The 25,775-nt window shown below is 49.4% G+C and carries 23 protein-coding genes, 8 tRNA genes and 2 other annotated features; of the genes, 27 read left to right on the forward strand and 4 right to left on the reverse strand.

Features of this window, described 5'->3' with window-relative positions; translation table 11 throughout:
• Positions 1-80 precede the first annotated feature (80 nt).
• Positions 81-827: a sequence feature (23S ribosomal RNA rRNA prediction is too short), on the forward strand.
• A gap of 1 nt (position 828) precedes the next feature.
• Positions 829-1,689: a sequence feature (23S ribosomal RNA rRNA prediction is too short), on the forward strand.
• Between the two features lie 212 nt (positions 1,690-1,901).
• From E6W40_RS21480 to trxB, 27 genes are all read left to right on the forward strand, one after another.
• Positions 1,902-1,993, forward strand: a tRNA-Ser gene (locus tag E6W40_RS21480).
• A 32-nt stretch (positions 1,994-2,025) separates the two neighbouring features.
• Positions 2,026-2,102, forward strand: a tRNA-Met gene (locus tag E6W40_RS21485).
• 10 nt (positions 2,103-2,112) lie between these two features.
• Positions 2,113-2,188: transfer RNA gene (locus E6W40_RS21490), tRNA-Val, on the forward strand.
• Between the two features lie 6 nt (positions 2,189-2,194).
• Positions 2,195-2,270, forward strand: a tRNA-Thr gene (locus E6W40_RS21495).
• A gap of 12 nt (positions 2,271-2,282) precedes the next feature.
• A tRNA-Asp gene (locus E6W40_RS21500) sits at positions 2,283-2,359 on the forward strand.
• A 70-nt stretch (positions 2,360-2,429) separates the two neighbouring features.
• Positions 2,430-2,502, forward strand: a tRNA-Phe gene (locus E6W40_RS21505).
• 8 nt (positions 2,503-2,510) lie between these two features.
• Positions 2,511-2,592, forward strand: a tRNA-Tyr gene (locus E6W40_RS21510).
• A 10-nt stretch (positions 2,593-2,602) separates the two neighbouring features.
• Positions 2,603-2,675 (forward strand) — tRNA-Lys (locus E6W40_RS21515).
• Positions 2,676-2,838: 163 nt separating this feature from the next.
• On the forward strand, positions 2,839-3,999 hold the full coding sequence (locus E6W40_RS21520) for a PucR family transcriptional regulator (RefSeq protein WP_136608189.1): 1,161 nt from the start codon (positions 2,839-2,841) through the stop codon (positions 3,997-3,999).
• 104 nt (positions 4,000-4,103) lie between these two features.
• The gene (locus E6W40_RS21525; protein WP_136607636.1) at positions 4,104-5,228 is read left to right on the forward strand and encodes an ABC transporter ATP-binding protein; all 1,125 of its coding nucleotides are present in this window, start codon (positions 4,104-4,106) and stop codon (positions 5,226-5,228) included.
• Between the two features lie 201 nt (positions 5,229-5,429).
• Entirely contained in the window at positions 5,430-6,368 is a 939-nt protein-coding gene (gene hprK / locus E6W40_RS21530) for an HPr(Ser) kinase/phosphatase (protein ID WP_136607637.1), read from the forward strand.
• Positions 6,369-6,380: 12 nt separating this feature from the next.
• Positions 6,381-7,421 carry a prolipoprotein diacylglyceryl transferase gene (gene lgt / locus E6W40_RS21535; RefSeq protein WP_136607638.1) on the forward strand — a complete coding sequence of 347 codons (1,041 nt, stop codon included), beginning with the start codon at positions 6,381-6,383 and terminating at the stop codon, positions 7,419-7,421.
• 7 nt (positions 7,422-7,428) lie between these two features.
• Complete coding sequence (ppaX, locus tag E6W40_RS21540; protein WP_136607639.1) at positions 7,429-8,070, forward strand: pyrophosphatase PpaX; 642 nt, start codon at positions 7,429-7,431, stop codon at positions 8,068-8,070.
• A gap of 2 nt (positions 8,071-8,072) precedes the next feature.
• Positions 8,073-8,588, forward strand: a complete 516-nt coding sequence (locus E6W40_RS21545; protein WP_136607640.1) for an acyltransferase — start codon at positions 8,073-8,075, stop codon at positions 8,586-8,588.
• A gap of 78 nt (positions 8,589-8,666) precedes the next feature.
• Positions 8,667-9,851: an acyltransferase gene (locus E6W40_RS21550; protein WP_136607641.1), complete on the forward strand. Its 1,185-nt coding sequence runs from the start codon at positions 8,667-8,669 to the stop codon at positions 9,849-9,851.
• 290 nt (positions 9,852-10,141) lie between these two features.
• Positions 10,142-11,308 carry an ATP phosphoribosyltransferase regulatory subunit gene (locus E6W40_RS21555; RefSeq protein WP_136607642.1) on the forward strand — a complete coding sequence of 389 codons (1,167 nt, stop codon included), beginning with the start codon at positions 10,142-10,144 and terminating at the stop codon, positions 11,306-11,308.
• A 79-nt stretch (positions 11,309-11,387) separates the two neighbouring features.
• Entirely contained in the window at positions 11,388-12,020 is a 633-nt protein-coding gene (gene hisG / locus E6W40_RS21560; protein ID WP_136607643.1) for an ATP phosphoribosyltransferase, read from the forward strand.
• A gap of 59 nt (positions 12,021-12,079) precedes the next feature.
• Positions 12,080-13,387 (forward strand): histidinol dehydrogenase, encoded by a 1,308-nt coding sequence (gene hisD, locus E6W40_RS21565; protein ID WP_136607644.1) that lies wholly within the window; start codon positions 12,080-12,082, stop codon positions 13,385-13,387.
• Positions 13,377-13,985 (forward strand): imidazoleglycerol-phosphate dehydratase HisB, encoded by a 609-nt coding sequence (hisB, locus tag E6W40_RS21570; RefSeq protein WP_136607645.1) that lies wholly within the window; start codon positions 13,377-13,379, stop codon positions 13,983-13,985. The genes hisD and hisB overlap by 11 nt, the downstream gene beginning before the upstream one ends.
• A complete protein-coding gene (gene hisH / locus E6W40_RS21575; RefSeq protein WP_136607646.1) occupies positions 13,986-14,636 on the forward strand; it encodes an imidazole glycerol phosphate synthase subunit HisH in 651 nt (216 codons plus the stop codon).
• A 63-nt stretch (positions 14,637-14,699) separates the two neighbouring features.
• Entirely contained in the window at positions 14,700-15,431 is a 732-nt protein-coding gene (hisA, locus tag E6W40_RS21580) for a 1-(5-phosphoribosyl)-5-[(5-phosphoribosylamino)methylideneamino]imidazole-4-carboxamide isomerase (protein ID WP_136607647.1), read from the forward strand.
• Between the two features lie 97 nt (positions 15,432-15,528).
• Complete coding sequence (hisF, locus tag E6W40_RS21585; RefSeq protein WP_136607648.1) at positions 15,529-16,287, forward strand: imidazole glycerol phosphate synthase subunit HisF; 759 nt, start codon at positions 15,529-15,531, stop codon at positions 16,285-16,287.
• Positions 16,284-16,982: a bifunctional phosphoribosyl-AMP cyclohydrolase/phosphoribosyl-ATP diphosphatase HisIE gene (hisIE, locus tag E6W40_RS21590; protein WP_136607649.1), complete on the forward strand. Its 699-nt coding sequence runs from the start codon at positions 16,284-16,286 to the stop codon at positions 16,980-16,982. The genes hisF and hisIE overlap by 4 nt, the downstream gene beginning before the upstream one ends.
• 14 nt (positions 16,983-16,996) lie before the next feature.
• Positions 16,997-17,821 carry a histidinol-phosphatase HisJ gene (hisJ, locus tag E6W40_RS21595; protein ID WP_136607650.1) on the forward strand — a complete coding sequence of 275 codons (825 nt, stop codon included), beginning with the start codon at positions 16,997-16,999 and terminating at the stop codon, positions 17,819-17,821.
• A gap of 25 nt (positions 17,822-17,846) precedes the next feature.
• A complete protein-coding gene (locus E6W40_RS21600; protein WP_136607651.1) occupies positions 17,847-18,794 on the forward strand; it encodes a ribose-phosphate diphosphokinase in 948 nt (315 codons plus the stop codon).
• 228 nt (positions 18,795-19,022) lie between these two features.
• On the forward strand, positions 19,023-20,771 hold the full coding sequence (locus tag E6W40_RS21605) for a tetratricopeptide repeat protein (protein WP_136607652.1): 1,749 nt from the start codon (positions 19,023-19,025) through the stop codon (positions 20,769-20,771).
• Between the two features lie 43 nt (positions 20,772-20,814).
• Positions 20,815-21,762 carry a thioredoxin-disulfide reductase gene (gene trxB / locus E6W40_RS21610; protein WP_136607653.1) on the forward strand — a complete coding sequence of 316 codons (948 nt, stop codon included), beginning with the start codon at positions 20,815-20,817 and terminating at the stop codon, positions 21,760-21,762.
• A 374-nt stretch (positions 21,763-22,136) separates the two neighbouring features.
• On the opposite strand, the gene E6W40_RS21615 is transcribed toward trxB, so the two are convergent.
• From E6W40_RS21615 to E6W40_RS21630, 4 genes are read right to left on the reverse strand one after another with little or no spacing between them, the layout of a single operon-like run.
• Positions 22,137-22,739 carry a response regulator transcription factor gene (locus tag E6W40_RS21615; protein ID WP_136607654.1) on the reverse strand — a complete coding sequence of 201 codons (603 nt, stop codon included), beginning with the start codon at positions 22,737-22,739 and terminating at the stop codon, positions 22,137-22,139.
• A complete protein-coding gene (locus E6W40_RS21620; protein WP_136607655.1) occupies positions 22,736-23,878 on the reverse strand; it encodes a sensor histidine kinase in 1,143 nt (380 codons plus the stop codon). The genes E6W40_RS21615 and E6W40_RS21620 overlap by 4 nt, the downstream gene beginning before the upstream one ends.
• A gap of 3 nt (positions 23,879-23,881) precedes the next feature.
• Positions 23,882-24,619, reverse strand: a complete 738-nt coding sequence (locus E6W40_RS21625) for an ABC transporter permease (protein WP_136607656.1) — start codon at positions 24,617-24,619, stop codon at positions 23,882-23,884.
• Positions 24,619-25,554, reverse strand: coding sequence for an ABC transporter ATP-binding protein (locus tag E6W40_RS21630; protein ID WP_136607657.1), 936 nt, complete (start codon positions 25,552-25,554; stop codon positions 24,619-24,621). Before E6W40_RS21630 ends, E6W40_RS21625 begins: the two co-directional genes overlap by 1 nt.
• Positions 25,555-25,775 lie beyond the last annotated feature (221 nt).

Consider the following 25,775-nt stretch of genomic DNA (forward strand, 5'->3'; position numbering starts at 1 on the left):
CAGGGGTAGGGGAGCGTTGTATGCAGCATTGAAGGTATACCGTAAGGAGTGCTGGAGCGCATACAAGTGAGAATGCCGGTATGAGTAACGAAAAGATCAGTGAGAATCTGATCCGCCGAAAGCCCAAGGTTTCCTGAGGAAGGCTCGTCCGCTCAGGGTAAGTCGGGACCTAAGGTGAGGCCGAAAGGCGTAATCGAAGGACAACAGGTTGAAATTCCTGTACCACCGTAAACCGTTATGAGCAATGGGGTGACGCAGTAGGGTAGTGACGCGGACTGATGGATGTCCGTCTAAGCAGTGAGGCTGGTGTGTAGGCAAATCCGCACATCGTAAGGCTGGGCTGTGATGGGGAGCGAAAATTATAGTAGCGAAGGTCATGATCTCACACTGCCAAGAAAAGCCTCTAGCCAGGTGAAGGTGCCCGTACCGCAAACCGACACAGGTAGGCGAGAAGAGAATTCTAAGGCGCGCGGAAGAACTCTCGTTAAGGAACTCGGCAAAATGACCCCGTAACTTCGGGAGAAGGGGTGCCCCGGTAGTGTGAATAGCACGAGGGGGCCGCAGTGAAAAGGCCCAAGCGACTGTTTAGCAAAAACACAGGTCTGTGCGAAGCCGCAAGGCGAAGTATACGGGCTGACGCCTGCCCGGTGCTGGAAGGTTAAGGGGAGTGGTTAGGGGTAACCCGAAGCTATGAACCGAAGCCCCAGTAAACGGCGGCCGTAACTATAACGGTCCTAAGGTAGCGAAATTCCTTGTCAGGTAAATTCTGACCCGCACGAATGGCGTAACGACTTGGGCGCTGTCTCAACGAGAGATCCGGTGAAATTTTAATACCTGTGAAGATGCAGGTTACCCGCGACAAGACGGAAAGACCCCATGGAGCTTTACTGCAGCTTGATATTGGATTTGGGTACGATCTGTACAGGATAGGTGGGAGCCTTTGAAGCCTGAGCGCCAGCTTAGGTGGAGGCGCCGTTGGGATACCACCCTGATCGTATCTAGGTTCTAACCTAGTACCGTCATCCGGTGCGGGGACAGTGTCAGGTGGGCAGTTTGACTGGGGCGGTCGCCTCCTAAAGAGTAACGGAGGCGCCCCAAGGTTCCCTCAGAATGGTTGGAAATCATTCGAAGAGTGCAAAGGCAGAAGGGAGCTTGACTGCGAGACCTACAAGTCGAGCAGGGACGAAAGTCGGGCTTAGTGATCCGGTGGTACCGCATGGAAGGGCCATCGCTCAACGGATAAAAGCTACCCTGGGGATAACAGGCTTATCTCCCCCAAGAGTCCACATCGACGGGGAGGTTTGGCACCTCGATGTCGGCTCATCGCATCCTGGGGCTGAAGTAGGTCCCAAGGGTTGGGCTGTTCGCCCATTAAAGCGGTACGCGAGCTGGGTTCAGAACGTCGTGAGACAGTTCGGTCCCTATCTGTCGTGGGCGTAGGAAATTTGAGAGGAGCTGTCCTTAGTACGAGAGGACCGGGATGGACGTACCGCTGGTGCACCAGTTGTTCCGCCAGGAGCATGGCTGGGTAGCTACGTACGGACGGGATAAGCGCTGAAAGCATCTAAGCGTGAAGCCCCCCTCAAGATGAGATTTCCCAGTATGTAAGACCCCTTGAAGACGACGAGGTAGATAGGTTGGAGGTGGAAGTGCAGCAATGCATGGAGCTGACCAATACTAATCGGTCGAGGGCTTATCCTAAAAGCTTTCTGAAAGAAAGCTTGCTACGGAAGCATATGCTAAGTTTACCGTAGGGAAACTTGCTCCGGAAGCGTTACGCTTTGCATCGGAGTAAGGGCCACGGAGACCATTTCTAAACACACAAATTCGTTTCGTATCTAGTTTTCAGGTGATCAAAACACTTGAATATGATATCTTTATGTATATACAGCGATATGCTTGGAGAGATACCCAAGTGGCTATAAGGGGACCCTCTGCTAAGGGGTTAGACTGCGTAAGCGGTGCGAGGGTTCGAATCCCTCTCTCTCCGCCATCTGTATAACATATAGGGTATATAATATTTATGGCGGTGTAGCTCAGCTGGCTAGAGCGTACGGTTCATACCCGTGAGGTCGGGGGTTCGATCCCCTCCGCCGCTACCATACATATTTTGGAGGCTTAGCTCAGCTGGGAGAGCATCTGCCTTACAAGCAGAGGGTCGGGGGTTCGATCCCCTCAGCCTCCACCATCATATGCCGGTGTAGCTCAATTGGTAGAGCAACTGACTTGTAATCAGTAGGTTGGGGGTTCAAGTCCTCTCGCCGGCACCACCTGAATATTGCGGAACCGTGGTGTAGAGGCCTAACATGCCTGCCTGTCACGCAGGAGACCGCGGGTTCGAATCCCGTCGGTTCCGCCATTTATTCTAAAATGCATTTCCACAAGAAAAAGTGGGAAGATTAACATCGACCACTTTATTTTTTTTGTAAGGCTCGGTAGCTCAGTCGGTAGAGCAGAGGACTGAAAATCCTCGTGTCGGCGGTTCGATTCCGTCCCGAGCCACCTTATATGGAGGCTTAGTGAAGTGGCTAAACACGGCAGACTGTAAATCTGCTCTCTACGAGTTCGGTGGTTCGAATCCATCAGCCTCCATCCGTTTCATGAGCCATTAGCTCAGTTGGTAGAGCACCTGACTTTTAATCAGGGTGTCGAAGGTTCGAGTCCTTCATGGCTCATCCAAAAGACCATTAACCTTACGGTTGGTGGTCTTTTTGCTATATATATGCCTTTTTAGATGAGGGAATGAACGTTAGATTAATTCATTTTAACGATTTTCGGAATTTGGTGCGTAATATGATAAAATAGGAAACAAAAACGGCAAAGTGGTGGATGACATCGATGGTGGAGATGGAGACATTACGTAACAAGTTGGAACAGATTGTGGGAACGCCCCTGCGCATCAAGCAGTTGACCAAACAGCAATCTGAAAGCGTATATAATCGAACCGAAGGTCAAGAGCCGCCCAAAACTTTAAGCGGTAGCAGCGGAATTACTGAACACAAGCCGATACTGAAAAATTCAGTTGTTGTAGAGGATATGATCTGGTACCCCTTGTACTCCAAAAGCGGACACATATACGCGCTGGAGGCTCCCGTCCGGGAGTTAAGCGGGGAAGTGATGCAGCTGATTGAACTTTTGGTAGCGCAGGTCAGACCAGATGCTGATGCGCCTGGACCAGTACACGGCGATGAGGAACACGAAAGCCTTCGTTTCAGTTCATGGATTGTAGAGCAGCTGGACCAAGAACGTGGAGATAGTGAAATCCCGGATGACCTTGAGCTGAAGCGTCGTTTGACGGGCGAAATGATACCTTTTCTGCTTACTTGTGAGAGCGTGCATGCGGCGGATGTAAACCGCAGCCAGCTTAAGAAGCTGCTGAAAAGCTATTTTGACGGAGAGGTTGTACTTGTACCTCTGCGCAGTCATGAATGGCTGATTTTAGCCAAAAAGGAACTGGTCATCGGAGCAGGGGAAGATAAGGAAGAGGAAAACTCCGATTCTGAAACGGACATGCTGTCCGCTTTTTCACTGGGGTTATATGAACTGATCGCTAACGAGTGGGTCGGAACTTTTCATTTATCGGTGGGGACTCCCTTTTCACCGGCCAAGTGGCTGGTTTCCATGGTAGCTCTCCTTAGAGAAACCATTTTTCTGGGGCGGACCTTCCATGTTGCTGAGCATGTTCATTTTCCGTGGGAGCTCTTACTGGAGAGGTTGATTTACAGCATCCCGGTAGATCAGCGCAGGCTGTTTTTGGAGCAGGCCGGTGACCATGGAGTATTATTTTCCGATAATGAAACCCTGTCTACACTTGAAACCTTCTTCCAGCTTGACTGCAACGTGAGCGAGACGGCCAAACGCTTATATATTCACCGTAACACGCTTTTATACCGGCTGGATAAGATCAAACAGGAGACCGGACTGGACGTCAGAAGCTTTGGAGACGCGGTTTTAGTGAAGTTGACGATGTTATTGTATAAAGTAACGAAAAGAAAATAGGTTTTTTGTGCAGTTTGTGTATAGCCAGTCTGCGAGATGTTGGGTAATATAGTATTATAAAAATGTATTCGATTTCATAACATATACTTAAGGGGGCAAATCTCATGGCAGGTGTACGTTTAGAGCATATTTTCAAAAAATATCCGGGTTCCGACAAAGCAACAGTTATGGATATCAGCCTTGATATTCAAGACAAGGAATTTTTGGTACTGGTAGGTCCTTCCGGTTGCGGTAAGTCTACAACTCTTCGTATGATCGCCGGTTTGGAAGAGATTTCCGAAGGCAAACTTTATATCGGTGACCGCGTTGTAAACGACGTTGCTCCTAAAGACCGCGATATCGCGATGGTATTCCAATCTTACGCTTTGTATCCCCACATGAACGTATATCAAAACATGGCATTTGGTCTGAAACTTCGTAAAGTGAAGAAAGACGAAATTGACAAACGTGTACGTGAAGCTGCAAAAATTCTCGATATCGAGCATTTGCTTGATCGTAAACCAAAAGCACTTTCCGGTGGTCAGCGTCAACGTGTTGCCTTGGGCCGCGCTATCGTGCGTGATCCGCAAGTCTTCCTGATGGACGAACCACTTTCCAACTTGGATGCTAAACTTCGCGGTCAAATGCGCGCTGAAATCACGAAACTGGTTAAGCGTCTTGAAACCACTTGCATCTACGTAACACATGACCAAACAGAAGCTATGACCATGGGTGATCGTATCGTTGTAATGCAAGACGGTATCATTCAACAGGCTGCTTCTCCAGAAGAGCTGTACAACAGCCCTACGAACCTGTTTGTTGCTGGTTTTATCGGTTCCCCAACGATGAACTTTATCACAGGAACCCTGAGCGAATCCAATGGTGCTGTACGTTTCCGTTCCCAAGGACTTGACGTTGAAGTACCAGGCGGTAAAGCACAAACACTGAAGAGCAAAGGTCTGGTTGGTAAAGAAGTTATCATGGGCGTGCGTCCTGAAGATATCCACGAAGAGCCAGTATTCATGGAAGCTTCTCCGAACACCATCTTCACTTCCCACGTAGATGTTACAGAGAACCTTGGTCATGAAATGCTCCTCTACCTGAGCGGCATTGGCAATGACACTGTAATCGCTCGTGTAGACGGACGTTCTAATACTCGTGAAGGCGTTAGTGTTCGCCTCGCCGTTGATATGAACAAAATTCATATTTTCGACAAAGAGTCTGAACTGAATGTATTGTTGACGGACTAATACAGGCGGTATGCCTGAAACCCAAAGCCGCCCCTTAAGGGCGGCTTTTTTATTGGGTGTTCAAAGATTCAGGGGTTCATTTTACGAAGATTGCATTCATTGGAAATTTCATTTACGATGAGTACATTGGATTCGTTAGAATCGTCTCGGACAGCAATAAGGCTGGATTCTGAGCCAATCGGACAGAAAGGGAGACATGGCATGGCTAAAAAGGTTAGAGTGGCAGAATTAGTACAGCAATTTCAGCTGGAAGTAATATCCGGAGAACAAGGATTGAAACGTATTATTACAACCGATGATTTGAATCGGCCGGGTCTTGAGATGGCCGGTTATTTTGATTATCATCCCCAAGAGAGGGTGCAGCTGCTAGGAAGAACGGAGCTGGCCTTTTTTAGCATGCTTACGGCGGAAGAACGCAAGGAGCGCATGGAGCGCCTATGCAGTGAGGTCACGCCCTGCATCGTTGTGACACGCGGTTTGGAAGTTCCAGAGGAGCTTGTGAAGATTAGCCAGGAAAAACAGCTGCCTGTGCTGCGAAGCAGTATGGCTACAACGATCTTACTCAGCCGTATTACAGGATTTCTGGAAAGAAGATTAGCACCGACAACGACTATTCATGGTGTATTATGTGATGTGTATGGAGTCGGAATGCTTATTACCGGCAGCAGTGGTATTGGTAAGAGTGAAACTGCACTGGAGCTTGTTAAACGGGGACACCGGCTTATTGCTGACGATGCGGTTGAAATCCGCCAAACGTCGGATAGTCAACTGCATGGCACGGCTCCTGAGCTGATCCGTCACCTGCTGGAGATCCGCGGAGTTGGCATTATCAATGTTATGACGCTGTTTGGCGCGGGAGCCATCCGTAACAATAAACGGATTACGCTTGTCGTCAGGCTGGAGGCGTGGCAGCAGGATAAACAATATGATCGCCTCGGTCTGGATGAAGAGACAACAAGAATAATCGATACGGATATTCCGCTGGTTACGATTCCGGTTCGTCCTGGACGGAACCTTGCAGTCATTATCGAAGTGGCTGCCATGAACTATCGCTTGAAGCAAATGGGCCTGAATGCGGCTCTGCAGTTTACCAACAAGCTGACGGCTACCATTGCGGAAGACATGGAAGATATGGATTAGGAGAGTGAAAAAATGGCCACATTGCTTCTCAATCCGATCGCGTTTTCGATTGGATCCCTATCCGTGCACTGGTACGGCCTCATCTTGGGGTTCGGTGCACTGGCAGGACTTATGGTGGCAATTCGTGAAGGAAAGCGATTCGGTATCAATCCCGAATTCTTCATGGATATGCTTCTGCTCGGGGTGCCTTCAGCCATTATCGGCGCGCGCATCTATTTTGTAGCATTCAAGTGGGATGATTATAAAGATCATCTGGTAGATGTATTTAAAATATGGAACGGCGGGATCGCCATTTATGGCGCATTGATCGGTGCCATAATATGTGCTGTCATATACTTCCGTTATAGAGGCTACAATTTTTGGAGAATTGCGGATATATGTGCTCCTGGGCTTTTGACTGGGCAAATGATCGGACGCTGGGGCAACTTCGTAAACCAGGAAGCTTATGGTGGACCTGTCGCAGAGTCTTTCCTTCGGGACAAGCTTCATCTTCCGAATTTCATTGTGGATCAAATGAATGTCCAAGGTGTTTTTCACCATCCGACATTTCTATATGAATCGTTATGGAGCCTCGTGGGCATTATTATTTTGTTCATTCTCCGCCGTCAGCGGTTTTTACGTTCAGCGGAGCTGTTTCTGTCTTACTTTATCTGGTATTCGATTGGACGGTTCTTTATTGAGGGAATCCGCACGGACTCCCTGGCCTTTATCGGCCCGAACTGGCTCGCATCGTTGATGAATGGACTGTGGAAACCGATGGAATGGATGGGATTCGAGCATGGTGAACTTGATTCAGCCTATGGTAATGTACGGATATCGCAGCTGCTTGCCATCTTAATTATCATCATAGCTATTGTTATGATCATCGTACGCCGTGTAACGGGAAAAGCGGAGGTTCGTTATCTGGATCCGATCTATTCGACCAAGGCGAGTCCAGACAATGTTCCAGAATCTGACGCTGAACTGCAAGAAAAACCTGCAGTACAGGAAGTAACCCGCACAGAGCCTTTACCTACTCAGGAAACAGAGGATGCGGAGGACAAAAAGGAGTAAATTCAGCATGATTGATACCATATTATTTGATCTGGACGGAACGATCATAGATACCAATGAACTGATTATCACCTCATTTATGCATGTGCTGGAGAAACATCAGCTGGCGCCGCTGACACGGGAGCAAATTATTCCGAAAATGGGCGCAACGCTGGAGCAGCAGCTGCAGCAATTTTCCGGACTGGGGGATATCACTACACTAATGACGTCATACCGCAGCTTTAATGATGTCCATCATGATGACATGGTGAAGCTGTTCCCCCAAGTGGAGGAGGTTGTGCAGCAGCTGCATGCAAGAGGGATTCGCCTCGGTGTGGTAACAACGAAGAACAAACCCGGCACGATCCGGGTATTGGACATGTTCGGTCTTCAAAAATATATGGGAGCTGTCATTACGCTTAATGATGTAGAACATCCCAAGCCTCACGCAGAACCGATACTAAAAGCTGTTGAACTTCTTGGAGCAGATCCTTCTCGCACACTAATGGTGGGGGACAGCCCTATGGATATCCAGTCGGCGAAAGCCGCCGGTGTCCTCTCTGCGGGAGTGGCTTGGTCATTGAAAGGCGAAAAAGCGCTGCTGGAACATAAACCGGATTACATGCTGCATGATATGAATGATGTATATACGCTGTTAGAACAGGAGTAAGCATGGTGAGAAAAGTGACACGGCATCCGGTGGAAGGGCCAAACGCGCTTTGGCAGATCTACAAAACCGTCAGCCCCTGGAAAGGGGTTAAAAACTTCATTTGTATCCAGGTGGCGCGGTACTGCCCGGTTCTTCCGCTCAAAAACTGGATATACCGTCATCTGATTGGCATGAAGGTCGGTGAGCACACAGCCTTCGGCCTGATGGTGATGGTCGATGTGTTTTTTCCGGAAAAGATTACGATTGGGAATAATTCAATCATTGGATATAATACAACCATTTTGGCGCATGAGTATTTAATTCATGAATACAGGCTTGGTGAGGTCATCATCGGAGATCATGTACTGATTGGCGCAAATACCACCATATTGCCGGGTGTAACGATCGGTGATGGAGCAGTCGTTGCTGCAGGGGCTGTCGTGCATAAAAATGTGGCTGCAGGAGCTTTTGTTGGAGGCAATCCGCTCAGAGAATTAAGTAAGCGTACAGAAAATCCTATTGAAGAAATGGATAATTAGCCAAGTACCTTCCTTTTCACAATGGGAATTGGATAGTTCAACTTCTAGAGGATCTGTATTCAGGAGTGTTCAGACATCATGTTAAAAAAAGAACGAATATATGAACTCGACGTTTTCCGTTCATTTGCCATTATGGCCGTACTAACGATTCACGCAACTTCACAGACATTGGTCGAGACAAAGGGAACATCGCTGTATATTCCATTTCTATTTCTGAATACATTCAGCAGCTTTGCGGTACCTGTGTTTATATTCTTAAGTGGATTTGTTCTGTTCTACAATTATATAGACCGTCCCCTGAACCGAGGGCTCGTCAAATCCTTTTATGGTAAAAGGCTGCTCTATATTCTAGTTCCTTATATTGTGTTTACTGTGTTCTATTTTATATTTCAGCTATACAGGCGTGATCAGTTTGACATGCCCTTTGCACAAATGCTGCATGAATTTGGACAGGACTTATACAAGGGCACAGCATATACCCATCTTTATTATGTCATCATCATGCTGCAGATATATTTGATTTTCCCCTTATTATTAGGGTGGTTTAAAAAGCAGCCCGGCATCCGGCTGTGGATTTTTCCTATTGGTTTGATTCTGGAGTGGCTGTATATCTATATCAATAAATACGGTTTTCATTTACCTAGCCCAAGTTATTCCGGGCAGCATTTGAATCTTGGCCTACCGAAAGGCAGCATTATCATTACCTATCTGTCCTATTTATTTTTAGGGGCTGGAATAGGCATGTATTATGATCAGTTTAGAAAATGGCTCGCGGTATCTCTCAAGGGGTTCAGATCAGGAAAAGGGCCCGTATGGGTTCTTACCTGGATTCTGTGGATTGCAATCGGAGTGCTTCATACTGCCGTTTGGTATAGGTACTATACGGTAGGAAGCAGCATGAATACCATGGTTTATGAGCTTCTAAGGAATGCACATGCTTTATTGTCATGTATCGTGCTCTGGCATATATCCTATGCGATCTATTATTATGGCCCACGCTTCGTGCGTATTGCTTTGACCTCAATGGGCGCATGCTCTTTCGGCATATTTTTACTGCATCCATTTCTATTGTATTGGTATCGCTATTTTATCAGCGGAGGTTCAAGCTTGAAATATGCTGTGTCGATCGCAGGGGGCTGGGTAATAGCCCTGAGCCTGTCTTGGATTGTGGTGTACTTCGCTTTTAAGTATGTCAAAGGATCCTGGTTGTTCTTTGGGGCGAATCCATTCCAATCTAAAAAGAAAAAAGCTGCCGGGAATTAGCTTTTCCGGTGGGTTAAAAAAATATGTAGGGTTGATTGATTTATAAAACTTCCGTTTTTCATCGACACCGCTCATGATCCAAAATGTTGGAATTCATGGGCGGTATTTTTTTAAAATAAACTAAGCTGTTCTTCATTGACGGGCACTTCAAGAGCATGTTAAAATATCAAAACATACTTTACTTTATTAGCAAGGTACCACTTTAATAAAATAAAGCATTTTGTAAATTCTAAATAAGTTCATAACAAAAAAATAAACAACTTACTATGCATAAATGAGGTGAGATGGACGTGTCGAAACCAAAAGGTTTTGAAAAACCGGTCGGTGTCCGGGATTATGTACCGTATGCCGTCGACAAGCTGCGCGCGATTGAGCGCAATGTACTCGATTGTATGAGCCGCTGGGGCTATCGTCAGATTATGACACCTACGATGGAATTTTACGAAACGGTGGGCGTAGCCAGCTCTACGTCAGATCAAAAGCTGTTCAAGCTGCTGAATAACCGCGGCACCACTTTGGTGCTTCGTTCGGATATGACTGCACCGATTGCACGGGTGGTATCTTCGCTGCTCAAAGAGGAACCGCTGCCGATCCGCCTATCGTACCACGCTAACGTATTCAGGGCCTTTGAAGAGGAAGCCGGGCGGGAAGCTGAATTTTTCCAGACGGGTGTTGAATTGGTTGGCGATGATTCGCCGGAGGCTGATGCTGAGGTGGTGGCGCTTGCCATCGAATCACTGAAAGCGGCAGGGGTTGCTTCTTTTAAAATTGCGATGGGTCATGTCGGATTTCTCAACGGATTGTTTGAGGAAGTGTTATCTGGCCGCGGCAATGAGCAACAGGCCATGAAAAAGCATCTGCTGGACCGGGACTATGTCGGATTCCGCAAAGCGATCGGAGATCTTGCCATTAACGACGAGCAGCGGGAAGTACTTGAAGGCATTTTACGGCTAAGGGGTAACAAGGAAATTTGTGATCAGGCTTCAGAGCTGAGCAGTCACCCGCTGGCGCAAGCCTCGATCAGCCATCTGTGCAAGGTATGGGAAGTACTTGAGGCGTATGGAGTTTCGGAGCATGTCCTGATTGATCTGACAATGATCGGTGACTTCTCTTATTATACAGGGATGACGTTTGAAGGTTATGCAGCTGAGCTTGGTTTTCCGGTATGCAGCGGCGGAAGGTATAATAACCTGCTGCGCCAGTTTGGCCGGGATGTGCCGGCTACAGGCTTTGCATTGAAAACAAACCGGATTCTTGACGGTGTAAAAGGGGCTGTGGATGAAGAAAAGCATCCTGTCCTGATCAGATATACTTCAGCAGAGCGCCGGGAAGGACTTGCGCGGGCAGCTGAGCTAAGAGAACAGGGCAGAGCGGTGGTGACGCTGCTCATTCAACAGGAGAGCGAGAGCCTGAATAAGCCCGATGGAATGTATGACCGAGTAGAGACATTCTCCTAAGGGAGTCCGAGAAGGATTATAGATTTCTTCAGAGATCAACAGGGACTGAAGACTATAAGAAAAATAAGGAGGGAGTACGTTGACGGAGACACTGAAGGTAGCTATGCCGAAGGGAAGGATCTACAAAAAGGCAGCGAATTTATTTCGTGCTGCCGGACTGCCGATTCCAATAGAGGTGGATGAGACACGCAAGCTGGTGATTGCCTTACCTGAACTCGATATGGAGTTTATATTGGCTAAACCCGTGGACGTACCAACCTATGTGGAGTACGGGGCGGCAGATATCGGGATCGTCGGCAAAGATGTGCTGATGGAGGAAAACAGGGACGTATACGAGCTGCTCGATCTGGGAATCGCCAAATGCCGAATGTCAGTAATCGGACTTCCGAACTGGCAACCAGGGATTCAGCAGCGGGTGGCAACCAAATATCCGAATGTGGCATCCCAGTATTTTCGTGAGCAGGGTCAGCAGGTGGAGGTAATCAAGCTGAATGGCTCCATTGAATTGGCACCGTTGATCGGTCTAGCTGATCGCATCGTTGATATGGTGGAAACCGGACAAACGCTGAAGGAAAATGGACTTGTCGAGATGAATCAGATATTTGAGATTACAAGCCGTCTGATTGCCAACCGGGTGAGCTACCGGATGAAGAACGGACAAATTCAGTCGCTGTGCGACCGTCTTCAGAAAGCTCTTGCCGCCGAGGTGTAATTCATAAACCGGGCCTATGTCGAACGGAAGACAGATGGAGAGAGCGAGGAGAGAAGCGAATGAAAGTTGTATCTTTACAGGACTTTGATCTGCGGAGAGAGGTGGATTATGGGACTCCGGAGCAAAATGCAGTGGTTAAACAAATTGTAAGTGACATCAGAGCTGAAGGAGATGCAGCTCTGCTCCGTTATACCAAGGAACTGGACCGTACCGAGCTCTCCGCCGGTATGCTGCGGGTCACGAAGGCCGAGCTGGATGCAGCTTATGATCAGGTGGAGGACTCTTTTATCCAGGCCATCTCAGCTGCAGCTCATAACATCCGCGCTTTTCATATGCGGGAAAAGCGGAATTCATGGATGGATCTGCAGCCGGATGGAAGTATTCTGGGCCAGATTATCCGGCCGCTGAAGCGCGTGGGTGTTTATGTGCCCGGTGGCAAGGCTGCATATCCTTCCTCCGTTCTGATGAACGTCATCCCGGCTCAAGTGGCGGGTGTACCCGAGATCGTCATGGTTACGCCGCCTTCAACCGGTGGCGCGGAAGGGATTAATCCCTATATTCTGGTTGCGGCCGCAGAAGCGGGCGTGCATGAAATATATCGAGTCGGGGGTGCGCAAGCCATTGCTGCACTGGCTTATGGTACGGAAACGATCGCTCCGGTTGATAAAATTTGCGGACCTGGCAACATTTATGTAGCACTTGCCAAGCGCGAAGTTTATGGCGCGGTCGACATTGACAGCATCGCTGGACCGAGTGAAATCGTCGTTCTTGCGGATGAGACGGCTGACCCTGAATTTGTCGCTGCAGATCTGCTCTCGCAAGCAGAGCATGACGAAATGGCATCGGCCATTCTGGTCACCCCATCCCGTGAGCTTGCAGAACTTGTATCTTCCGAGGTTCAGCGTCAGCTGGAGCTTCTGCCAAGACGCGAGATCGCTTCTGCTTCCGTTGAGAACTACGGAGCTATTATTGTTACGGAATCGCTGCTTGAGGGAATCTCGGTAGTCAACCGTTTAGCACCGGAGCATCTGGAGCTGATGGTCGCCGATCCGATGTCACATGTGGGCCTGATCGAGAATGCAGGCGCAATTTTCCTTGGGGCATACAGTTCTGAGCCTGTAGGGGATTATTTTGCCGGCCCGAACCACATTATACCAACGAACGGCACAGCGAGATTCTCATCGCCGGTGGATGTGGATGATTTTATTAAGAAATCAAGCATGATTTACTATAGTAAGGAAGCCCTAATGAAGAACGGAGCGGCTATTATGGAGCTGGCACGAGGTGAAGGGCTGGAGGCGCATGCACGGGCAATCGAGGTCCGGCTTAAACGGGAAGGGAAGGCAGGAGAAGAAAATGGAATTTAATCAGGAGAACAGTACACGAAATGCAAGTATCAGCCGCAAAACGAATGAGACCGATATCAAGCTGGCTTTTTCCGTAGATGGAACTGGCGTTTCGGAGCTGGAGACGGATGTACCGTTTCTGAACCATATGCTTGATCTGTTCACGAAGCATGGACAATTTGATTTGAAGGTGCAGGCCCACGGAGATATTGAGATCGATGATCATCATACTGTTGAGGACATCGGCATTTGCCTTGGTCAGACGCTGCGAGAGGCTCTTGGGGACAAAAAAGGTATCAAGCGCTATGCGAGCGTCTTCGTACCGATGGATGAAGCACTGGCTCAGGTTGTGATCGATATCAGCAACCGGCCGCATTTTGAATACCGTGCGCAGTATCCATCCACTCAGGTAGGCAGCTTCTCCACGGAGCTTGTGCATGAGTTTCTCTGGAAGCTTGCGCTCGAAGCGCGGATCACGCTTCATGTCATTGTGCATTACGGACAAAATACGCATCATATGATCGAAGCGGTATTCAAAGCGCTTGGCCGTGCGCTTGACGAAGCGACCTGCATCGATCCGCGGGTGACGGGGGTTCCATCGACGAAGGGAGTGCTGTAAGTGGCGATCGCGATTGTAGATTACGGCATGGGCAATCTGCACAGCGTGAGCAAGGCCGTGGAGCGTCTCGGAGTCGAGGCGCTCGTTACGGGCGACCGTGCGGAGATCATGAAGGCTGACGGCATTATTTTGCCCGGTGTAGGCGCCTTTGGCGATGCTATGGAGCATTTGCGGGAGAGTGGGCTGGGCGATGTCATGAAGGAGGCGGCGGCCGCAAAGAGACCACTGCTTGGCATTTGTCTTGGGATGCAGCTCTTGTTTGGGAGCAGCGAAGAGCATGGACAGCATGATGGGCTTGGCATTTTACCGGGCAAGGTCATCCGTTTTGCGGACGGCGATTATAAGGTGCCGCATATGGGCTGGAACCGCTTGGAGTTCCTTCAGAAAGACAATCCGCTGTTAGCGGGACTTGCGGAAGGGCATGTCTATTTCGTGCATTCTTATCATGTTCTTCCGGAAGTGAAGTCTGACCTGATCGCGGTAACGGATTACGGACAACCGATTACGGCGATTGTCGGCCGCGGTTCTGTGTATGGCATGCAGTTTCATCCGGAAAAAAGCGGGGAGCTTGGCATGGAGCTGCTTGGGCAGTTCTTGAAGCTATGCGCCGAACGGAAGAACGATCATTCATTGGAGCAGTCACAACACTAAATATCAGGCTAGATGCAGTTTGCGGCTTAAGCCATGAAAAAGGGAAGCGGGGGGAGTCATTCGATGTCATCATTCATCATCTATCCGGCCATTGATATCCGCGGGGGCAAATGCGTCCGGCTGATTCAAGGGGATTATAATCAGGAAACAGTTTATAACGACAGCCCTCTGGCGGCTGCCAAAGCATGGGAAGATCAAGGCGGTTCTTATATCCATCTGGTGGATCTGGACGGTGCCAAAGCCGGACATCCAGTGAATGACGAGGTGATTGGCGCTATTGCGTCCGGTGTCAACGTTCCGGTTCAGGTCGGAGGCGGGCTGCGGACCGTTGACGATGTCAAGCGTCTGCTTTCCCTTGGTGTGAGCCGCGTCATCATCGGTACGGCAGCTATTGAGGACCGTGCGTTTACAGAGGAGGTGCTCGGCACCTATGGTGACAAAGTGGCAATTGGCATTGATGCCAGAAACGGCTATGTGGCAACACGCGGTTGGCTGGAAACCTCAGAGGTAAAGGCTGAGGAGCTTGCCAAGGAACTGGCTTCCAAGGGTGCAGAAACCTTTATCTTCACGGATATTTCCCGGGATGGCATGATGCAAGGCCCCAACGTGGATGCGATTGTGGCTTTGGCTAAAAGCAGCGGACGAACCGTCATTGCCTCCGGAGGTGTCAGCGTGATGGACGATCTGGTTAGGTTGAACCAATATCGCCAAGAAGGCGTTGGCGGTGCCATCGTCGGCAAGGCTTTATATACGGGCAGTATTGATCTGGCTGAAGCAGTAAGAACGCTGAAATAAACAATCATAAACAGGATCATTATTATCATGCGTGTGCCCCCAAGTGATCGTAAGCGGAAGGGACAATTAAAAGGCTGTTGGAGCAGGAGGCAATGCCATGCTGGCAAAACGCATTATCCCATGTCTGGACGTAAAGGACGGCCGGGTGGTTAAAGGAGTCAATTTCGAGAATTTGCGCGATGCGGGAGATCCGGTCGAACTGGCGGCGCTATATGACCGGGAGGGCGCTGACGAGCTGGTGTTTCTGGATATTTCAGCTTCTGTCGAGGGCCGGCAAACAATGGTAGAGGTTGTGCGCAAAACAGCCGGTGAAATCGCTATTCCGTTTACGGTTGGCGGTGGAATCTCTCAGGTCGATGATATGAAGAGAATTTTACGCGCCGGTGCCGATAAAATCGGGATCAACACGGCGGCGGTGCTTAATCCGCAGCTCATTGCAGACGGAGCACGCCGTTTCGGCTCGCAGTGCATCGTCGTGGCTGTAGATGCCAAATATAACGAAGCATGGGGTGAATGGGAAGTTTATACACATGGCGGACGCAAAGCATCCGGGATTCATGCGCTCGAATGGGTGCGGAAGGCGGAAGCATTAGGGGCCGGTGAGATTTTACTGACAAGTATGGATGCCGATGGCACCAAAGACGGCTTCGATATTTCGCTGACATCAGCAGTAGCGGATGCCATCCGGATTCCGGTAATCGCTTCGGGCGGAGCGGGAACAAAGGATGACTTTGTCGAAGTATTTACAAAGGGAAAAGCGGATGCGGGGCTTGCAGCCACCATCTTTCACTATAAGGAAATTTCCATACCGGAACTGAAGCTGGACCTAAAGCTAAAAGGGGTTGAAATCAGATGAGTGAACAAACGAAGCTGCAATCGCTGGAGCAAATGCAGGAGGAAATCATCTTTGACAGGGAAGGTCTTGTCCCTGCCATCGTCCAGGATGCAGCCAGCAAGGAAGTACTGATGATGGCTTATATGAACAAGGAGTCCCTTAAGCGCTCAATTGAATCCGGCGAAACCTGGTTCTGGAGCAGATCACGTCAAGAACTATGGCATAAAGGGGCTACTTCTGGCAACACGCAAAAAATCGTCTCTGCACACTATGACTGTGATGGCGATACCCTACTGTTTTTGGTGAAGCCCGCAGGACCGGCCTGCCATACTGGCGAGACGACCTGCTTTTACCGCGGAATTACTTCCCGGGCACTGGCAGCAAAAGGGACTGGAGAGGATACTGATCTGGAAAGACACCGTTTTGCGGTACTGGAGGAGCTCGAGCAGGTCATTGCCCAGCGTGAAAAAGAACGTCCGGAAGGCGCTTATACCACCTATCTGTTTGATAAAGGCGTTGACAAAATTCTGAAAAAGGTCGGCGAAGAGACGGCTGAAACGATTATCGCCGCCAAGAACAAGGACAACGCCGAGCTGCGTCTTGAGGTCAGTGACCTGATCTATCACCTGCTCGTTCTGCTGCAGGAACGCAAGCTTCCGTTGGATGAGGTTATGGCTGAGCTTAACCGGCGCCATGAGCGTCCCCGCAGGGATTAGGAGGCGAGCCAAGTATGCTGATCGATTATCACACGCATCATGTCCGCTGCGGTCATGCGGTCGGAGAGCTTGAGGAGTATGTACGCCGCGGCATAGAGATCGGATTGGGCCAAATTGGCTTGTCCGATCATATGCCGCTGCTTCACGTTGACCCTTCCCGCTACTATCCGGAAATGGCCATGCCGATGGATGAACTTCCACGCTATGTGGAGGAATGTCTGAAGTTAAAAGAGAAATATAAGGGACAGATTGATATACGATTAGGTCTCGAAGGGGACTATATAGAAGGATGGGAAGAAGCGATAGAGCGGATCGTAAAGGCTTACCCTTGGGATTATGTCATTGGCTCCGTCCACTTCCTTGGGGAATGGGATATTACGGATCACCGGCAGACCCAGGGCTGGGAGGGCCGTAATAAACTCGAGGTCTATCAAACTTATTACGATGCCATTCAAAAAGCAGCTGCGACCGGTTTCTATGATATCATGGGCCATCTGGATGTCATTAAAAGGTTCGGATATCATCCGGGCGTGGAAGCTATGGATGAAGTGGAGGCACTGGAAGATGCTGCCCTCAACGCCGTAGCCAGAAGTGGAGTGGCGATGGAGCTGAATGCCTCCGGATTGTCCAAGCCATGCGCAGAGATGTTTCCATCGGAACGGATGCTGCGAGAGGCATATCGGCTGGGCATTCCCCTAACGGTCGGATCGGATGCGCATGATCCAAAGAAACTCGGTGAAAACCTGGATCGCGCGCGGGCAGCATTGTGGGAAGTTGGATTCCGCGAACTGGCGGTGTTTGAGAAGCGTCAGAGAACAATGATGCCTCTGGAAGTCTAAATTAAACGGGTATCAGGAGGAGCATATGCAGCATAAGGTGCGTATTTTTTCCGGGTCATCCAATCCCTTGCTGGCTGAGAGCATGTGCGAGAAGCTGGGAGCGGAGCTGGGCAATATTACGTTATCCCGCTTTAAGAGCGGTGAGATTTACGTAAATTATGAAGAGAGCATCCGCAACTGTGATGTGTTCATCGTACAATCCCTTTCACATCCGATTAATGAGATGTTTGTTGAGCTGCTGGTCATGATTGATGCGGCGAAGCGCGCCTCGGCACGTACGATTAACATTGTCGTTCCATACTATGGATACGCCAGGCAGGAGCGGAAATCAGCACCACGTGAGCCGATCTCCGCCAAAATGGTAGCTGATGTCCTGACGACCGCCGGCGCCAACCGGGTTATTACCATTGACCTGCATGCGCCGGCGATCCAGGGTTTTTTCAATATCCCTGTTGATCATCTGACAGCGCTGGACTTGATCAGCCATTACTTGAAGTCCTTAAACCTGGCGAGTCCTGTCATCGTGTCACCTGATGCAGGACGGGCCAAGACGGCCGAAAAGCTGGCTAACCATTTGGATTCTCCATTTGCTATCATGTTCAAGAAGCGTCCCGCCCATAATGAATCGGTGATAACACATGTTATTGGGGACGTGGAGGGAAAAACACCGATCATTATCGAAGATATTATCGATACCGGGTCAACGATCGTCAATGTGGTGGAGAGCCTTAAGGAGCGCGGCGCAGCGAAAGCAATCATCTGTGCGACTCACGGGCTGTTCTCAGGAAATGCGCTTGAGCGCTTAAGCCATTCCCACATCAGGGAGATCGTAGTTACAGACTCGATAGCGGTTCGAGAGGGACAGCATGACCGGATCAAAGTGTTATCTGTGGCCCCCATGCTATCCGCAGCTGTAAGGATTATCATGGAGGGCGGATCGCTTGCCACCATGTTTAAAGACGCAGGAGTATAATGCTCCGGCGTCTTTTTTTATGATTATTGAATCTTCTGACATGAACTTATAGTCCATAAAAAATAGATTGTTGGACAGTATTTATATAATAGATATTGCCTTAGATGCACCTTAAAAGTTATGGTATACTATTCTGGATAGAAAAATGATTCATTTTATATATAGATGAAACTATGGTTTCGCTTTGATAGAATGTTAGATGCAACTTAAGGGAGGTGCCTTGCTTACATGGAGGAAAATCATTTGCAGGCTGAGGACCTACAACATAAAGTAATACCCATTCATATGGATGCCAATTTCTTTTTTGAACGTGCTGTCCGGTCACTGGACCGCCTTCATTACGATAAGGCATTGAAATATTTTCGCAAAGCTGTTGAATATGAACCGGAAAATCCGGTGAATCATTGCAATATGGCGGGTATATTATCAGAGATGGGCGATTATGAAGGTTCAAACGCCGTCCTTGCCGATATTTTGGAGCATGTCGATGCTACCATGACGGAATGCTATTTCTATATGGCTAATAATTATGCCAATATGGAGAATTTTGAAGAAGCCGAACAGGTGCTGATCAAGTACTTGGAAGAGGATCCCGCAGGCCAGTTTCTGGATGAGGCCGAAGAAATGATGGAGCTGTTCCAATATGAGCTGGAGCGTCCGGTCAAGCTGAACAGGATTCGCAGCCGCGAAGGCATGGTGGAACACGAAGATGCGCGGGCGCTGATGGAAGAGGGGAAGTTCTCACAGGCAGCCGAGCTGCTGGAAAAGATCGTGCAGGAGCATCCGGATTTCCTGGCAGCACGTAATAATCTGGCGCTGGCTTACTATTATATGGGATTGTTCCACAAAGCCAAGACTACGATCGGTGAAGTGCTGGAGCTGGAACAAGGCAATATTCACGGTCTGTGTAATCTGGCGATATTTTACCAGCATGAAGGGGATACTAATTCTTTGAATCCTCTGCTGGAGCTGCTTGAAATCACGGTTCCCTTCCACCAGGAGCATGTATTTAAGCTGGCTACCACAATGGGCATTCTGGGTAGACATGAGTCAGCTTACGGACATTTCCGCAGGCTTCTGAAGGATGAGGAAGTGAACGGGGATCCAAGCATTTATCATTATACCGCCGTGGCTGCTTTCAACAGCGGGCGCTACAAAGAAGCGCAGCGGTACTGGCGTCAGGTAAAAAAAATGGATCCTGCATCGGATATTCCACGCTTTTATCTCACGCAGCTGGAGGAATTGGATTTATCAGGCGCGCAGCGACTTGAGCTGAGCTATCATTACCATCTGCCATTCGAGGAGCAGTTGAAACGTTGGGAGCAGGATGAAACCGAGCTTTGCGAGGAGATTAAGGTCAATCCGCTGATTCGCTCTTCGTTTTTCTGGGCGCTTCGTTATGGAGACAAAGGAACTAAGCTGCAGGTTATTCGTGCGCTTGGCTGGATTGCCGACGAAGAGGTGAAGGAGACGCTTGAAGCTTTCCTGAAAGAGCCGGATGAGCCGGCCGAGCTGAAGGATGAAGCCCTGCGTGTTTTACAAGAGATGGGGGTAGGCGGCTCTGCCCAAGCCATTTTAGAGGTCAGCGCTTCTTCTGCTTCGATTATCGCAGAAACGCAGGCGGCCTATGAGTATCATGGAGGCGACTCCTTTCAGGCAGTTGTAGATCAAGCGCTAAAGCATATGGGCGCGAAGGCGGACCGCGAGCAGAAGAACCATCTGCAGAATTTATGGGCCCAATTTCTGGGCAAGCTGCATCCCGACACACCGATGATCCGTCAGACAGAGGGATGGTCTGCGGCTTTGGAGTACCTAACAGCCAAGCAGCACGGCAGCTCTTTGACTTATCAGGAAGTGGCACAGCGCTACGGGGTTTCAGTATCAACGGTAAGCCGTTATGTGAAACGTATCGACAGTGTATGTTCGCTCAAGGATGAAAAGGATGATATTTTCCGTCCTTTTACAGAAAACATATAATTTTATTAAAGACATGGATGATCTGCTTAAGGAGGCTAATGATATGTACAAATCAATCGTAATCGGAACGGGTCCTGCAGGGCTTACGGCAGCCATTTATCTGGCTCGGGCAAATATGCAGCCGCTTGTAATTGAAGGCATGCAGCCCGGCGGACAGCTGACCACGACCACGGATATTGAGAACTTTCCTGGCTTTCCCGATGGGATTATGGGTCCGGAGCTGATGGATAATATGCGCAAGCAGGCTGAGCGCTTCGGCGCAGAGTTCAAAACCGGCTGGGTGGACAAGGTGGATTTCTCCAAACGCCCATTTAAGCTGACTGTGGAAGGTATGGGCGAGATTGAAGCTGAGTCTGTGATTATTTCGACCGGTGCTTCTGCGAAATATCTTGGAATTCCAGGGGAGCAGGAGAATATTGGACGCGGAGTCAGCACTTGTGCAACCTGTGACGGATTTTTCTTCCGCGGCAAGAAGATTGTTGTCATCGGCGGCGGCGACTCGGCTATGGAGGAAGCAAACTTCCTTACCCGTTTTGGTTCCAGCGTAACGCTGGTGCACCGCAGAGAAGAGCTGAGAGCTTCGAAAATTATGCAGGATCGTGCGCGTGGCAATGAAAAGATAATCTGGGCGCTGAACAGAGCTCCGCTAGAAGTGGTAGCTGGTGAGAACGGTGTGAAAGGTCTGAAGGTATTTAATAACGAAAGCAGACAGGAAGAACTGATCGAGGCAGACGGTGTCTTCGTAGCTATCGGGCATACGCCGAATACCAAATTCCTAGACAGCCAGATTACGACGGATGAGGTTGGTTACATTCTCGTGAAGCCGGGAACGACGGAAACCAATATTCCGGGCGTGTTCGCTTGCGGGGACGTGCAGGATTTGCGTTACCGCCAAGCCATTTCCGCAGCCGGTACAGGCTGTATGGCTGCAATGGACTGTGAGAAGTTCCTGGAAGGCAGTATGGTGCATGACTGGAGCGAAACGCTGTAAGTACTGATTTAATACAAAAGGGTGTCCCATTAGGCCATTGTAGGGCTAAGGGGGCATCCTTTTTAGTTGATGCTTTTTCCATAAAGTAACTGAGCGAGGGGACGGAATCATTTTGCAGCAGCAATCTTTCACCGTAGCTCTCCGAACATAGATAGATTCCATAAATAAAGAAAGAAGCTGTCGCCTGGTTGAAAACCAGGAGCAGCTTCTTCCCATCTCACCGAAGAATGAGGTGAGGAAAGAACTGGCCTTTGCAAGGAGGAAGGAGCGGAGGTTTGGGGATATCCGATCCTTTGAGAGCCAGTTTTCACCTTAGACCCTTCCAATCCAAAAACTGGCGAACAACAGAGCGGATAGCCCGAAACCGTAGCTCCTTATAGCCAGCCGTTTTCTTCCGCCATGCTGATCGCCTCGATCCGGTTTTTGACCTCGAGCTTGTTCAGGATTTCAGAGATATAATTGCGGACAGTGCCGTGCGAGAGATGTAGGGAGCGTGCGATTTCATTAGCAGTTTTGCCAGCGGCAATCAGCTGTAGAATCTCACATTCCCTCGGGGTGAGCGGGTTCTTTTGAGAGACGGAGTCAAAGATCAGCTCAGGTGATATGGCACGATGTCCCTGCATGACACGGCGGATCGACTCGGCGAGCCGATCACTTGGCTCGTCCTTCAGCAAATAGCCGCTGACGCCTGCCTTAACGGCCCTCTCAAAGTATCCCGGACGTGCAAAGGTCGTCAGAATGATGACGCGGCATGGTGATGATTCCGTTTTGAGCAGCTCAGCCACCTCTATGCCTGTTTGTACAGGCATCTCGATGTCCAGCAGACACACATCAGGCTTCATTTTCAAGATCAGGGAAAGCGCTTCCGCCCCGTCACCGGCCTGGCCTACCACCTGCAGATCATCCTCCAGGTCAAGAAGAGAGGCAAGGGCGCCGCGCAAAAGACGCTGGTCCTCGGCAATCACAATTTGGATCATGCGGTTTCACACTCCTTGCCGGTTTCATTTTTTATGACGATTGGAATGCCGATTCGGACAACCATACCGTCGGATGAAGAGAGCTCCACGGTACCGTCGATCAGGGACAGCCGCTCCTTCATGCCTGTTAAGCCATTACCAGCCTTCGGTTCTCCTTCAGAGCCGGAATTCCAGCCTATACCGTTATCGCTGATGGTGAGCCGGATTTCACCCGATGTTTGCTCGATAGCAATCGTACAAGCATCCGCCCGGCTGTGTTTCACGATGTTGGTGACGGCTTCTTTCAAACACATGCTAAGAATGTTTTGCGTCAATCCTGAAATGCCTTCTACCCGAAAGTCACCTTCAGCCTTATGCTGTATGCCTGCACTCTCCAGCATTCGTTCAGAAGCCCTGAGCTCCTCCATAACTGTCAATGTCCGCATCCCGGTCACAAGCTCCCGTACCTGCCGCAGGGCGGCTCTGGAGGTCTGTTCAATCTCCCGTGCCTCCATCAGCGCTTTCCCCGGGTCGCGGTCGATCAACCGTGTAACGAGCTGGCTTTTCAAGGTGATCAGTGACAAAGTGTGTCCTAATGTGTCATGCAAGTCCCTCGAAATGCGCATCCGCTCCTCGCGCTTTATCAGCTCCTCAATCCGTTCATTCGCCTGCTTCAGATCGCGTTGGAGCTGCTGCTGCTTGAACATGGACCGCATCCCGAAGGGAGACATCATCATGACCACTAAAAAGGGTAGGACGATATACAGATCCTGCCTTACCATACGGGGGATATTGATAAAGATGGGCAGAATCAGCATGATATAAAAGACAGCCAGGGCAATGGAAAACCGCCGCTGTTCTTTGTAATAGGCAATAAAGCTGGCTGTGTAGAATCCGAGAAATACATTGAATGGGCTGTATGCGACACAGAGAATAAAGGCAAGGAGCATCTGAAGACCCAGCCAGTAGGTGAATGATTTTTTGGCGAAAAAAAGCTGACGGTAGGTTAACAGAAAGATGGCGATCATCAAATAGCCCACCGCCATCCGTAAACCCTGCTCCTGGCTGATATAGAAAATCGGCATGGATATATATATTAGCCAAACATAAGGGAAAACTCCCAGTTCACTTGGGAAAAATCTAAATCGTGAACGATTCAAGGATTACACCGCTTCCTGTTTTTTTCGAATATACATGGATAGTACCATAAACAGGAATAAATATCCGGCCAAAATCAATATTGGTTTCAGATCAGGGGCATTCCCTGCGGCAATGGACCATACACCGGCGCCATAATTGTAGGATGGAAGCCACTTGCCAATGGTTTGCAGCACGGAGGGAAAGCTGTCGATCGGCATCCACATGCCGCCAAGAACAGCCATCAGCATGTATGCAATATTGCTCACACCGCTTGCAGTGTCCACTCTTTTCATGGTTCCGAACAGGGTGCCCAGAGCAAGAAACGGGATGGAGGCAACCAGAATCCACAATCCGCTTCCAATCCATTGGCCGATGGACATGTGAACTCCGTTAATAAGGAATCCTGCAATAAAAATAACGATGACCGAAAAAGCATGCATGACGGTTTGCCCAAACATCTTGGATATAAAATAGATACTCCCCGGCAGCGGGGTGATCCGCATATAGACGGCCCAACCAAGACTTTGCTCCTGAACCATGCGGATGCCGACGGTCATGATCGCCGATCCCATAACGCTGAAGGTGGTCATTGACATTAGATAATGTGCCTGCCACGCCTCCACGTTATCAATGCCGGTATTCACGATTTTGGTGAAGATAAAATAAAATACTATAGGCATCAACAGGGACCAAAATACATAATAAGGATTACGGATAATCCGCAGCATTTCCACCCTGCACTGCATCAACAGCATTTTCATTATGATACCGCCTCCTTGTCGTGATCCGCGCTAACCATGATTTCAAATGCATCATCGAGCCGCCCCTGCCCGGTGCGGATATCCCTCGCGGGTATATTGTATCTGAAGATTGCAGCCAGCACGGTATCCGTATTATCTGCCGTAACGACCCATCTTCCTTCCTGCTCCATGCAGTCGCGTACACCGGGAACGGAGCGCATGCGATGAACCATCTCATCCGCAGCATAGGAATCTTCTCCGGTCATGTCTGCGATGAAAGACACGGAGCGGCTGGTCAGTTTCGAAACAATTTCGTCAGGCGTGCCGTCGGCAGCGATTTTTCCTTTATTAAAAAGAAGAATCCGATCCGCGGTATCCTCAGCCTCCTGCAAATAGTGAGTGGAGAAGAGAATGGTTTTGCCCCGATCGGCCAATTCATCAGCCTGTTGCCAAAACGCCTTGCGCGCAGGAGCATCGAGACCAACCGTTGGTTCATCGAAGAAAAGAAGATCCGGATTTCCCGCAAGAGCTAGTGCAAATCCGAGCCTGCGCTTCTGCCCTCCGGACAGCTTATCAGCGCGTTTATTCAGCTCCTCCGGCTTAAAGCCGGCCAGATGTACCATTTCGGACAGCTTTATGGGGCTCGGATAGTAACTCCGGATCAGGCTCATGACCTCATGCACCTTGAGTCCATCAATGACGCTGACCTCCTGCAGCATGGCGCCAATGCGTCTTTTGACCTGGGCATGCTTAGGGGATTGGCCGAATATTCTGACACTGCCAAGACTAGGCTCCCGTAGTCCCAGCATCATGGAGAGCACGGTTGTTTTACCTGCTCCATTGGGACCAAGAACTGCGGTGACCGAGCCGCTCGGGATAACGAATGAAACATCATCCACGGCCTTTTTACCTGAGAATATTTTAGATACATGCTGAAGCTCTGCTATATTTTCCATAATAACCTCCGCCTGAGATAGGTTCTGTTACTGCTGAATACCTGATACTTCCATTCTAATCACAGGAAGCGGGTGCGGTTAGTGTACGCTGTCATGAAAAGCATATGACAATTGTCATTTCATGTGAGGGGAAAATAGGGCGTGCGAACTGTTTCACGAAATTTCCACAAAGCCGTTTCAGCCCGCGGTACGGGCATTGAAGGCGGTTTGTGACGGTTCTC

Source organism: Paenibacillus dokdonensis (assembly GCF_004916975.1).
Classification (GTDB): Bacteria; Bacillota; Bacilli; order Paenibacillales; family Paenibacillaceae; genus Paenibacillus_AQ; species Paenibacillus_AQ dokdonensis.